The following is an 11,485-nucleotide window of genomic DNA, read 5'->3' as shown; positions in this document are numbered from 1 at the left end:
TTTACTGTTTTTTAAAATACAAATTTTATAGATTTACAAAAAAGACCGCTCTCGCGGTCTTTAAAATTAGCGGCTCATATGCACCCGCAGCTGCAACCTCCGCTTGATTTTATCGCGTCAAATACCGCGTCGTAGTTTGGCTCGTCGGCAATATCTTGAACGATTTGCTTGTGGATGACGATGCCGTCTTTGATGACGAAAACGGCTCTGGCTAAAAGCCCCGCAAGCGGCCCTTCGCCGATGATTACGCCGTATTTTTCGCCGAACTCTTTAGCTCTAAAGTCGCTGCCGACTTTTAAATTTTTGATACCCTCCGTGGAGCAAAATCTACCCATCGCAAACGGCAGATCCATCGAGATCACGCTTAGCTTGATCGCCTCTTTCGCCGCCATTTTTTCGTTAAATTTACGCGTTTCCGTCGCGCAAACGCTAGTATCCAGAGACGGGACGGTGACTAGTATCTCGATGCCGTTGTTGCCGCCGACCTTAAACTCGCCAAGATCCTGCCCTACAAGTGCAACTTCGGGCGCATATGAGCCCACGAATACCTCTTCGCCTTTTAGCGCGACGTCCGCGCCGTGAAATTTGACTTTCGCCATGTTTTTCCTTTGTTTTAAATTTAATCGTAACGCGGATATTACCATACTTTTAACAACGGCTGAAAAACAAAAGTAGGTCGCGGAATTTAAGACGGCAGTTATATACAAAGTGCTATACTATTTAATATTTATTATTAAGGAGTGACAAATGAGCGACAAAAATATCCTCGAAAAACTACAAGAAAAGCGCACTAAATGCGTCATTTACACGCGCGTGATGGGTTATCACCGCCCGGTAGAGAGCTTTAACCTCGGTAAAAAAGGCGAGCACAAAGAGCGCGTCAAATTTTGCGAGCCCAAGGCCCGCTAAACTCCTGCGAGTAAAACGTGAGAGACGCCGATTTTCCGCTTTACTCGCTCACTCCATTTACGACCCTAGACTACCCTGATAAAACAGCCTGTATAGCGTGGTTTGCGGGCTGCAACATGCGCTGCGCCTACTGCTACAACGTCCCTATCGTCACGGGTGCCGGACAGATCAGCTGCGCCGAGTTTATCAAATTTTTAGACAAGCGCAAAGGCAAGCTTAGCGGCGTAGTTTTTAGCGGCGGCGAATGCACGCTTAGCCCCGCGTTTTTGCCGCTAGCTAGCGAAGTAAAGTCGCGCGGATTTTTGCTCAAAGTCGATACCAACGGCTCAAATTTGACCATCATTGGGCAGGCTATCTCGCTAAATTTGATCGACTATATCGCGCTTGATTTTAAAGCTACGAAGGAAAAATTTCTAAAGGTTAGCGGCTCGAATTTGTATAAAAATTTCTTGCAAACGCTTGAGTTTTTGCTGCAAACCGGCTTTAAATTTGAGGTTAGAACGACGGTGCACACGGACTTGCTAAACGAGGCCGATATCTCAGAGATGAGCGAGATTTTATACGAGCACGGATATAGAGGCGTTTACTATCTACAAAATTTCCTCGACACGGGCGAAAATTTTGGAAATTTGACGCAGGCGAAGGCTAAATTTGATCCAAATTTGATCCGTTCAAATTTAGAAATAGGACTTAGGAATTTTTAGTAAATTTTATAAAAAATAGCGGAATTATTAAAGCCGCTACTAAATTTAAAGCATTTAAAATCCCGTTAAATTCCCTTCTATCGCTATAAACAACTTCAAAAAACAAATTTTCGATTAGAAAGATCACGATACCGACGCAAAAAATATACGCTACAATAGGTTTTGGCGATCTTTTTTCAAAGATGCACAGCGTAAAATGGATGCCGGCAACAAAGGATATAATCGGAATTACAAACATTGAAAAAACAAGGATAAATCCGTTATTATTGGGATTAAACCCGCCTAAATCAAATACAAAAAAATACACTCCGCTTATACAAAAAGATAGGTTCATTATAGATGCGGCGATACAAACGTAAAATACAATAAATAAAGAAAATTTTAAAATAATATTCATTTAATTGTCCGTCATTTTCAGTTGTAATATTTGCTAATTTTAATAAACGTCGCGATTTTTAGCTCTGGCAGGTCGCTTAGAGCCTGCGCTTTTGCGTTATATTCGCCTTTTTAGCTCTGCGCGGAGTAAAATTTTACCGTGCAAAGCCTCCGTTTGGTGTGCCGTATCATAAAGCGGCCGCCGTATTTTGATAGATCAAACGTTTCTGTTATAGCACTCAAATTTTGCTTTAGCTAGTTCATTTCACCGCCTTTTACGTAGTTTATTTACGGTTTTATAAAGATTTCGGCGCGACTTTTAACAAGATTTTTTTGCCGGTGCAGGTCACTTTTTCCTTTTCGCTCGTGCCTATGGGCGCAGGAACGCCTTTTACATAGGCGTATGCTCGACTAGCTTAGCAACCGTAGCTTTCTCGCAAAACCACTTCGTAAATCCATCGCTGCCGTATCCGGGGAAGGCCTCCTCGCTGAGTTTTTTGCTTTTTGTGGATCTTTTGCGCGTAGATGAAACTTATCTCGTAGATACCGTCTTTTTGACGGTGAAATTTATATCCGTAGCGCTGCCGGCCTCCGACTATCGACCTCTTCATAAATGCCGTCATCAAGTGCATCGCCTGCAAAGAAATCAAACATCAAACAAGAAGCCGCAAAAAACGCCGCTAAAAAGCAGTAAAAATAGGCAAAATTTGACCTTCAAATTTGACGTTTTATCTGTTTGGCGCGTAGGTTTTTACCTCGTAGAGTAAAAAATCATACACGCGCTGCTGCACGAGACCTTCGTATTCGTCGGCGTCAATGAGTCTGCGCAAGTGCTCGAAATCGATCTTTAGCGCGTAGTTTTTATTCGCTTTGATAGCCTGATCGATCGCTAAGAGCAAGCTATCAAGAGTCAGCGGGTCTTTGCGCTTGATGCGGGAGACGTATTCTTTGGTCGTTTCGATGAGTACGCGTTTGCGGTTCTCGTCACTAGCGTAAATTTCGCTCGAGATGTCGTATAAATTCGCAAAATCGTCCTCTTCTGGATTGAGTTTGGCCGAGATGACGGCCGCAAAGACCTTCGCGCGAAACTCCAGCGAGCGGTGGTGATAGACCAAAAACTCCCTAAACAACGACAAAAATTTACATTTTATATCAAATTCCATGTTGCCGCCTAAAATATATTTAAGTAAAATTTGAGTAAAATCGCTCTTGCCCTTTCTTAGACCTGTGCAACGTCTCTTCTAGGCACCGCTTCAGGGTGGGAACACAGCAGAGCACTTAGGCTAGGCGTGTGCCGCAGTCATCTGAGAGAGGGTTTTTAAACCTGCAAAAGCGAAAAATACTCCTTAAAATCATCGCAAATTTTTAAAAAATTCACTCCGTCCAAGCTCTGATTTTTCTGAAAAAATTTATCCATATTATTAAAGCCTTCAATTAGTTCGTTTGACTTCACGCCGTAGCTGATCGAGATCCCAGCCTCAAAAAACGCAGCGAGCTTGTCGCAAAATTTGAGCGCTTTGCCGTCGATGGCGTTAAATTTATCCTCGTTTACGTTCTCCATCGTGCCCTCGTGATGCAGAGGCTTTTTCTCGCAGATCCTGTTTTCAAACTCGTTTTTGATAAATTTGCCCTCTTTCATACGGATGCCCAGGATATAGCTAAACTCGTCTCTAAAATTTTCAGGCACGAAAGGCAAAATTTTCTCATCTATCAGGCGCATTTCGTATTCGCTAATTATCTCGTTTAGCCCTTCGATACCGTATTTTACGGGGCTAATGATATCGCGCGTTAGCGACTCGGGTAGGTCGTGAAAAAGCGCGCAAAAGAAGTTATTTTCTAGCCTTGATTTGCAGGCCTTAACCTCAAGCGAGTAAAAATAACTCAAAATCGCAACGACTAACATATGGCCTAAAACCGCCGTTTCAGGGATACGCGGCGTCTGCGCCCAGCGCTTTTGAAAGCGCAGTCTGCCGGCTAGATCGACTAGCTTTGCTAGCTTTTGATTCATCACGATTTTACGCACGCCTATTAGCTCGTAATAATCCTCCAACTCCTCCTCCACGCGCGCTTTTAGCTCGTCTATGTCGCTTAGAAATTTGCTCGTTTGATAAACGATCGAGAACTCCCAGCGCGTCGCGAGATAGCTAGCGGCTTTTAGGATCAGGCGCTCTTTGGCGTGAGCTTTGTCTTTGTGCGTGAGATAGCGGCGCATCCGCTCTAAAAATTTACCGCCCTCTACGTCTTTTACGAGCCCTTCTAAGACCTCAAGCACCCAGGCGTTTATCTGCTCGTTTTTGGTTTTTTGCATCTGATGAAACACGTCCGGGCGTATATCCGTGACCACGACGCGCGCGAGAAACTCGAAAATACCGGCCTCGATGATGTAGTTCATATCGACGTCCCGCTCGAGCTTTGCGATGAAATACGCGATGATAAATTTATGCGCTTGCTTATCAAGCTCGACTAAATTCGTCATCTTCGGATAGTCGTTCCAACGCGAGATGGATGCGGCTTTAAAGATATGTTCGATCAGCTGCGCGCTTATCATTTATCTTCCGATGATTTTTTCACGATGCGAGCGCGCTTTTCGCCGGCAAATTCAGGCTTTTTAAAGCCCTCTTTACTGCCCGTTCTTCGCGGTTTGTCGTCAAATTTATCTTTACTCGCGCGAGGTTTTCTATCGCCGGTTTTTGCGTCTCTTTTATCGGCTCCGAAACTCTTACCGCGAGAGCCGTCTTTGCTAAATTTAGACTCGCGTGCTCCGTAACCGCCTCTATCGAAACTTCGCTCGCTATCTCGCGCAAATTTCTCAAATTTCGGCGTTTCAAAGCTTTGTTCTTGCGTTTTTTTGATTATCTCGTCCGAGCAAATTTCGATTACCGTATGGACGTTGCCGCGCGGGTTAAAGTCGCCCGTGATCTTCATCCATTTTGGCGCCAGTTTTCGCTCTAAAACGTCGTAAATTTCGTTTATACTGTCTTCGTGGCTGATGTTACGAGTCATGAAACTGTTGATATAGAGTTTAATCGCTTTTAGCTCGACGACGAATTTAGCCGGCACATACTCGAGATAAATCGTCGCAAAATCAGGATACCCCGAGCGCGGACATAGGCAGCAAAACTCCGGCAGCGTGATCTTGATCTTATAGTCGCGTTCGTGCTTGTTTTCCCAGATTTCCAGGTCTTTTTCTATGTCAAATTCGCTTATTATTTTCTCGCCGTATTTTGGCTCGCTGACTTCATTTTCTTGCATTTTTTTCCTTTAAATTTCTTTTGGTTTTTCTATGAAAAAGCCCTGCGCGAAGTCGGTCTGATAGCGCTCTGCAATGTTGTAAAATTCTTCGTCTTCAACGAATCTGATGATTGATTTTACCCCTACTCTTTTTGCGGTCAAATTTAGATTTTCAAACAGCGTCTTAAATTTGTCGTTTTTGATATTTTTGTTAAATTCGATATCGTAAATAACAAAATCTATCGGCAAATATTTAAAATATTCAAAGCCCGCGTTGTTGCCGCCGAATTTATTAAGCGCGAAACGAAAACCTAGATTTTTATACTCCGTCAAAATTTCCCTAAATCTATTTATCTCGTCATATACTAGTTTCTCGCTAAATTCGAAAATAATATGACTTGGATCTATTTTATCCAGTCCGACGAACTCTTTTATAAAGTTTATAAATTTTAAATTCCTAATCGAAACCGACGAAATTTCGATCACAAACGGCTCTTCGTCTTTAAAATTAAGCTCGGATAGCTTTTTGATGACGTTTATGTCAAAAAGCACTTCATAGCCGTTTTTGTTTGCGATATTTTGCACTTTGGTTTTCGAGACGAGACCTTGTTTGTCGGTATAAATTTTGACAAAAATATTTTTCAAATTTTGTCCGAAACGAAGGCTTTTTACGGTCTGAGCTTGAAAAATAAATCTTTGCATATCGATGCAGTTACAGATATCTTTTTCCATATCGTCGGTGATGTCTATTTTGTCGTCATTCTCATCTAAATTTAGCTTTTGGATGAGATAAGAGATCGAATTTTTAAGGCTCGCCGAGTGATTTATGTCTATGGCGTCAAATTTAATCTTTAGTTCGATATTATAAATTCCGTCGTTTAAAATACTTTTTTCAAAAATATTTAAAAGGTGGATGAGTTCGGTGCTTTTACTCTCGCAAAAGATTAAAAAATATTCGTTTGAATATCTGCCGATGAGAGTATTTTTGGAGACTTTTTCGTTTAGAAATTTTTCCAACCTCTCGACTAATCGTTTGAGCAAAATATCGGTACTAACAAAGCTGTAACGCTCATTTAGATCGTTTAAATTTTCGATCTTTAACATCACCATATTGCCGCTGCTTTTACCTTTAAATTTGGAAGCTTGTTTTGAAAAAAGCCTTAAAATTTCATCTCTATTATAGACTTTCGTAACCTGATCAAGGATACTTGTTTTAAAGCTTTGATAAATTTTATATGCCGTAAAATAAACCTGACACAAAACCAAAATCGTGATCAAAATAACATCGTCAACGTCAAATTCTATTTCGTCTTTTTTAACGAAAATATAAACTAAAATGATAATACTAAAAATGAATGTCGAAGAAATCTCAAGAGCGGTTTTAAATCTGTTTGATCTTTCTTTCAGCTCTGATTTTAGCATCTTACACGTCCAAATGTTTCACGTCTTTTGCGTGCTCTTGTATGTAGTTTCTTCGCGGTTCGACTTCGTCGCCCATAAAGAGATTAAACGTATCCGAGGCGCTGATAGCGTCGTTTATATTTATTTTTAGTAAACGGCGATTTTCTGGATTCATCGTCGTTTCCCACAGTTGATCCGGATTCATCTCACCAAGACCTTTATAACGCTGTATATAGGCGCCTTTTTTGGCATTTTTTTCGATCTCTTCGAGCACGTCTATCACGTCGCCTTTTAGCTCGACGCCGCGCTCTTTTATCTTTTGGCTGATATAAAGTGCCTCTTCATAGAGCGGATTTGTAAATAAATTTTCATTTACCAAAAGCTCTTCCAGACCGCTTTCGGTTTGTACGTAAATTCGCGCTTCTTCTTCGCTGACGTAAGAATTTAAAATATTGTGCCCCTGAGCCTGTAAATAATCCCTTAAAATTTCAAAAATTTCAACATAGCTTTTAGAAATAATATCTGGATTTTCTATCATATAACGAATAGCCGAAATCACGTTAAAGCGTTTTTCAAGCTCTTTTAATACGCTTCTATAAGCTGCGACTATCTTTAAAAAGTCTATGAGATCAGCGTTTCCGATGCCTTCAAACTCAACCCCTTCGATGCCAGTTTCTATTAGAAATTCATTTAGCGCTCTTTCGTCTTTTAGATAAATCTCTTTTTTACCCTTTTTATAGCGGTAAAGCGGCGGTTGGGCTAGATAGATATGACCGTTTTCCACGACTTTGTGTAAAAATCTAAAGAAAAACGTTAAAAGCAGCGTCTGGATGTGACTGCCGTCTACGTCGGCGTCGGTCATAATGATAATCTTGTGATAGCGAAGCCTCTCGGAGTCAAATTCGTCGCCGATACCGCAACCTAACGCGGTTATCATATTTTTTATTTCGTCCGATTTTAAAATTTTATCTAAACGCGATTTTTCGACGTTTAAAATTTTACCTTTTAACGGCAAAATCGCCTGAAATACTCTATCGCGTCCTTGCTTGGCCGAGCCGCCCGCTGAGTCGCCCTCCACCAGATAAAGCTCGCTGATAGTAGGATCTTTGCTTTGACAGTCGGCTAGTTTGCCAGGTAGCGTTCCTATGCTTAGACCCTCTTTTTTACGCGTTAGATCGCGAGCTTTTTTAGCAGCTTCGCGTCCGCGCGCCGCCATAAGCGCTTTTTCCATTATCGCGCGAGCTTCGATCGGATTTTCTTCAAAATACTTGCTAAGTACCTCAAAAACCATCTTTTGAACGATCGGTTTTACGTAGCTTGAGCCTAGTTTTCCTTTCGTTTGGCCCTCAAATTGCGGCTCTGGTACCTTTACGCTGATAACTGCAATGAGGCCTTCGCGGATATCTTCGCCCGTGATTTTGGTATCTTTTTCACGTGCTGCGGCGTTTGCGGCGATATAGTTTGTTATCACGCGAGTTAAACCGGCGCGAAAACCAGCCTCGTGCGTACCGCCGTCAGGAGTCTTGATGTTATTTACGAAGCTTAGTAAATTTTCACTATAAGTATCGTTGTACATCAACGCAAAATCGACTAAAACGTCCTCTTCGCCGCCGCTAAATGATACGGCTTTGCTAACTGCTTCGTTTTTATTTAAATCGGTTACAAAGCTCTCAAGTCCGCCCTCATAGTGAAAGCTCTCATTTCTACCGTTTCTTTGATCTTTAAAATTTATCGTGATTTTCGGGCTTAGATAGGCTAGCTCTCTAAAGCGTTTGGTTAAAATTTCATCATCAAATTCCATAACTTCAAAAATGCTGTCATCCGGCCAAAACTCTACCTGCGTGCCTGTTCTATTGGTCGTTTTTATGATCTCAAGATCGCTTTGCGGGATACCTTTTGAAAACTCTTGCCTGTGCAGTTTACCGTCGCGTTTGATATTTACGACCAATTTTTTAGAAAGAGCGTTTACGACGCTAACGCCTACGCCGTGCAGACCGCCTGATACTTTATAAGTATCTTTGTCAAATTTACCGCCTGCGTGAAGTACCGTTAAAACGACCGTTGCGGCTGAAATTTTCTCCGTAGGATGCATATCGACCGGTATACCGCGGCCGTTATCGCTGATGATCGCCGAGCCTTCGCGCGTTAGCTCGATATCGATCGTATCGCAGTAGCCGGCCATAGCCTCGTCTATGGAATTATCGACGACTTCGTAGATCATGTGATGTAGACCGCTTATGTTAGTGTCGCCGATATACATACCCGGGCGTTTTCTGACCGCTTCGAGCCCTTTTAAAACTTTAATATTTTCCGCGCCGTAATTTTGCTGCATTATTTACCTTTTTATTTTATAAATTTATCGGCATTATGACCGTTTTTAGCTCGTTTGAGCTCACCGTAAAGGCTAAATTCGAGTCGTTAAAGCCAAATTCGAAATGATCCTCTTCGATGCTTTGTAAGAAATCAAGCAAATATCTATTTTTCACGCCGACGTAAATTTCCTCTTCGAGTCCGGTTGCAAATTCTATCGTAGTTTTAGCCTCTGAGTTATCCTCGACGATGCTTTCAAAGCTTATGGTTTGAGGCGCAAATACGATTTTCGTGCTCTCGGAGATGATTGAGACGGTTTTGATGCCCTCTATCATTTTATCTCTGCTTAGTCTTAGTCTTCGCTTTATCTCTTGCGGGATTACTCTGTTGTAGTCGGGGAATCTTCCGTTTATCAGCTTTGTGAAAAACTCAAAATTTGCGCTTTGAGCGATCAGAGTCGTATCGTCGTAATAAATTTCGATCTTGTCAAAAAATAGTTTTTGTATCTCGCTAATGGCTTTTTTCGGGATTATCAGCGAAAATTCGCTCTGAGTCGGCGTTTCAAATCTAAATACGCTAAGCCTTTTAGTGTCGGTACCTACGATATTTATGTAGTTTTGCTTGATGTCGATGAGTGCGCCGTTTAGCTCAAATTTAGGGTTGTTATTATCGATGCTCGTGAAAATTTTCTTTAAACTTCGCCCGAGCATTACGGCGTCGATTTCAAATTTGTTTTTATTTTCTATGGCCGGGAAATTTGGAAAATCCTCAAATTTATACATCGGGAGTTTATATTTTGAGTTTTTTTGTTTTATGTAGAGGTAATTATTTACCGTCTCTAGCGTGACTTCCTCGTCTTTTAGACTCCTTATGATATCAAGCAGCTTTTTACCGTTTGCCGTCGCGTTTCCCTCGTCCATTATTTTGACATTTGAGAGTTTATAGGCTAGACCGATCTCGTGGTCGGTAGCTTTGATATTTAAGATACCGTCTTTTGCGCTAATAAAAATATGCGAAGTTATAGCGCTTAGATCCTTTTTTTCTAGGTAAGGATTTGTATTTGTTACGATGCTCTCAAGAGCGTTTTTGTTAATCGCGACTTTCATTTTTTTTCCTTTATTTTTAAATTTCTTTTAGTAGCATTAGTAGGTGGTGTGAAAAGTTTAAAACTGTTTTCGTTTGCTTTAGTTAGGGCATTTGCGGCGTTAAAAAACTGGTTTATTTTTTCACATTTATTCACGGTTTTATTCTTTGGTTAAAATTTTGTTCTTTAGCTCTTCGACGCGGATTTTAAAGTATTCGTTCGTTTCTATTAGCTCGTTTATTTTTTTGATGCTGTGGCTCACGGCGGAGTGATCTTTCATATTAAAAAACTGTGCGATTTGCGGCATCGAATTCGGCGTTAAATTTTTAGCCAGATATATCACGATGCGCCTGGCTTCTACGATATTTTTCGAGCGGGATTTGCTTTTCATCTCGCTTGGCTTTACGTTTAGCTCTTTACTCACGATTTCGACGATGCTTTCTAGATTTATATTTTCGCGCTTTTCTTTTATCTGATCGCGCAGGATGTTTTTTGCAAACTCGAGCGTGATCTCTTGTCTCATCAGCCTTGCATAAGCGTTTAAATTTATTATCGCGCTTTCGATTTCTCGGATATTATCTCCCATGTTGGTTGCGATGTAGTTTATCACTTCTATACCGAGATAAATTTTATCAAATTCGCATTTTTTTTTGATGATGGCGATTTTGGTATCGAGCTCCGGCGGCGTGATATCTGCGATGATACCCCACTCAAAACGCGTTCTAAGCCTATCTTCAAATCCTTTTAGCAGCTTTGGCTGACGGTCGGATGTCATCACTATCTGGCCGTTTTTGGCGTGAAGTTCGTTAAAGGTGTGAAAAAATTCTTCTTGGATTTTATCCGTTTTGCCTAAAAACTGCACGTCATCGATGAGCAAAACGTCGCAGTTTCGGTATTTTTCGCGAAAACGCTCCATCGAGTGGTTGTTGAGATTATAGGTAAAGTCCGTGATAAACTGCTCGCTCGTGACGCAAATGACCATTTTGCCGCCGTTTAGACAAAAATTTCCGACCGATTGCAAAAGGTGCGTTTTGCCAAGTCCCGTTGGACCGTAGATAAAAAGCGGATTGTAAATTTTACCCAGCTGCTCGGATACGGCTTTCGCGCTTAAAAATGCAAATTGATTCGAGTCGCCGACGACGAAATTTTCAAACGTATAGCTTGGATTTAGCAGGCTGCTTTGCGCTTTTATCTCTTTTACGTCCACTTTTTTAGCTGGTTTGCTTTGCGTTTTGCTCGCGGCTTGGACGTTGATTACGGGTTTTTGTCCGGTTTTTACTTCAAAAAGATGAGCGATTTTGGAGGCGTATTTGGTTTGGATAAATTTGGCGATTATTTCGTTTGGCGCGTTAAATACGACATTTGTCGAATTTGAGTTTTTTTCGTTAAATTTAAGCTGCTTGATATAGCATTCAAATTCCGACGGTAAAATTTCTTTGGAAAGTAGCTCCAAAACCTCGTTTGCGACCAA

At 41.3% G+C, this 11,485-nt stretch carries 11 protein-coding genes and 1 other RNA gene; 3 read left to right on the top strand and 9 right to left on the bottom strand.

Annotated elements, in window-relative coordinates; translation table 11 throughout:
* Window positions 1-74 precede the first annotated feature (74 nt).
* Window positions 75-599, bottom strand: a complete 525-nt coding sequence (tpx, locus tag CRECT_RS00060; protein WP_002943364.1) for a thiol peroxidase — start codon at window positions 597-599, stop codon at window positions 75-77.
* Between the two features lie 148 nt (window positions 600-747).
* Here tpx and nrdD point away from each other — a divergent pair, with 148 nt between their 5' ends.
* Both nrdD and CRECT_RS00050 read left to right on the top strand, forming a co-directional pair.
* Window positions 748-909: an anaerobic ribonucleoside-triphosphate reductase gene (gene nrdD, locus CRECT_RS00055; protein WP_002943222.1), complete on the top strand. Its 162-nt coding sequence runs from the start codon at window positions 748-750 to the stop codon at window positions 907-909.
* A gap of 17 nt (window positions 910-926) precedes the next feature.
* Window positions 927-1,613 carry an anaerobic ribonucleoside-triphosphate reductase activating protein gene (locus tag CRECT_RS00050; RefSeq protein ID WP_002943320.1) on the top strand — a complete coding sequence of 229 codons (687 nt, stop codon included), beginning with the start codon at window positions 927-929 and terminating at the stop codon, window positions 1,611-1,613.
* Between the two features lie 791 nt (window positions 1,614-2,404).
* Here CRECT_RS00050 and CRECT_RS12290 read toward each other — a convergent pair.
* Both CRECT_RS12290 and CRECT_RS00040 read right to left on the bottom strand, forming a co-directional pair.
* Window positions 2,405-2,599 (bottom strand): hypothetical protein, encoded by a 195-nt coding sequence (locus CRECT_RS12290; protein ID WP_198400766.1) that lies wholly within the window; start codon window positions 2,597-2,599, stop codon window positions 2,405-2,407.
* A gap of 117 nt (window positions 2,600-2,716) precedes the next feature.
* Window positions 2,717-3,151 (bottom strand): hypothetical protein, encoded by a 435-nt coding sequence (locus CRECT_RS00040; RefSeq protein ID WP_002943126.1) that lies wholly within the window; start codon window positions 3,149-3,151, stop codon window positions 2,717-2,719.
* Window positions 3,152-3,204: 53 nt separating this feature from the next.
* Here CRECT_RS00040 and ffs point away from each other — a divergent pair.
* Window positions 3,205-3,302: signal recognition particle sRNA small type (ffs, locus tag CRECT_RS00035), an RNA gene on the top strand.
* A gap of 4 nt (window positions 3,303-3,306) precedes the next feature.
* Here the strand turns inward: ffs and CRECT_RS00030 are convergent.
* From CRECT_RS00030 to dnaA, 6 genes are all read right to left on the bottom strand, one after another.
* The gene (locus CRECT_RS00030; protein ID WP_002943300.1) at window positions 3,307-4,536 is read right to left on the bottom strand and encodes an HD domain-containing protein; all 1,230 of its coding nucleotides are present in this window, start codon (window positions 4,534-4,536) and stop codon (window positions 3,307-3,309) included.
* Window positions 4,533-5,240 (bottom strand): preQ(1) synthase, encoded by a 708-nt coding sequence (gene queF / locus CRECT_RS00025; RefSeq protein ID WP_002943227.1) that lies wholly within the window; start codon window positions 5,238-5,240, stop codon window positions 4,533-4,535. Before queF ends, CRECT_RS00030 begins: the two co-directional genes overlap by 4 nt.
* 9 nt (window positions 5,241-5,249) lie before the next feature.
* Window positions 5,250-6,641 (bottom strand): EAL domain-containing protein, encoded by a 1,392-nt coding sequence (locus tag CRECT_RS00020; protein WP_002943068.1) that lies wholly within the window; start codon window positions 6,639-6,641, stop codon window positions 5,250-5,252.
* 1 nt (window position 6,642) lies between these two features.
* Complete coding sequence (gene gyrB, locus CRECT_RS00015; protein WP_002943456.1) at window positions 6,643-8,952, bottom strand: DNA topoisomerase (ATP-hydrolyzing) subunit B; 2,310 nt, start codon at window positions 8,950-8,952, stop codon at window positions 6,643-6,645.
* Between the two features lie 16 nt (window positions 8,953-8,968).
* A complete protein-coding gene (dnaN, locus tag CRECT_RS00010) occupies window positions 8,969-10,036 on the bottom strand; it encodes a DNA polymerase III subunit beta (RefSeq protein ID WP_002943479.1) in 1,068 nt (355 codons plus the stop codon).
* A 138-nt stretch (window positions 10,037-10,174) separates the two neighbouring features.
* On the bottom strand, window positions 10,175-11,485 hold the full coding sequence (gene dnaA, locus CRECT_RS00005; protein ID WP_002943473.1) for a chromosomal replication initiator protein DnaA: 1,311 nt from the start codon (window positions 11,483-11,485) through the stop codon (window positions 10,175-10,177).

The organism is Campylobacter rectus, assembly GCF_004803795.1.
GTDB lineage: Bacteria > Campylobacterota > Campylobacteria > Campylobacterales > Campylobacteraceae > Campylobacter_A > Campylobacter_A rectus.
Note: the sequence above shows the minus strand (reverse complement) of the source record. Positions and strands in the feature narration are given on the sequence as shown.

What these genes read in the sequence shown, in the direction of transcription:
- queF (WP_002943227.1), bottom strand. Translation starts at nt 5,240, where the DNA reads ATGCAAGAAAATGAAGTCAGCGAGCCAAAATACGGCGAGAAAATAATA.
- CRECT_RS00020 (WP_002943068.1), bottom strand. Translation starts at nt 6,641, where the DNA reads ATGCTAAAATCAGAGCTGAAAGAAAGATCAAACAGATTTAAAACCGCT.
- dnaN (WP_002943479.1), bottom strand. Translation starts at nt 10,036, where the DNA reads ATGAAAGTCGCGATTAACAAAAACGCTCTTGAGAGCATCGTAACAAAT.
- CRECT_RS12290 (WP_198400766.1), bottom strand. Translation starts at nt 2,599, where the DNA reads ATGAAGAGGTCGATAGTCGGAGGCCGGCAGCGCTACGGATATAAATTT.
- CRECT_RS00030 (WP_002943300.1), bottom strand. Translation starts at nt 4,536, where the DNA reads ATGATAAGCGCGCAGCTGATCGAACATATCTTTAAAGCCGCATCCATC.
- CRECT_RS00040 (WP_002943126.1), bottom strand. Translation starts at nt 3,151, where the DNA reads ATGGAATTTGATATAAAATGTAAATTTTTGTCGTTGTTTAGGGAGTTT.
- tpx (WP_002943364.1), bottom strand. Translation starts at nt 599, where the DNA reads ATGGCGAAAGTCAAATTTCACGGCGCGGACGTCGCGCTAAAAGGCGAA.
- gyrB (WP_002943456.1), bottom strand. Translation starts at nt 8,952, where the DNA reads ATGCAGCAAAATTACGGCGCGGAAAATATTAAAGTTTTAAAAGGGCTC.
- nrdD (WP_002943222.1), top strand. Translation starts at nt 748, where the DNA reads ATGAGCGACAAAAATATCCTCGAAAAACTACAAGAAAAGCGCACTAAA.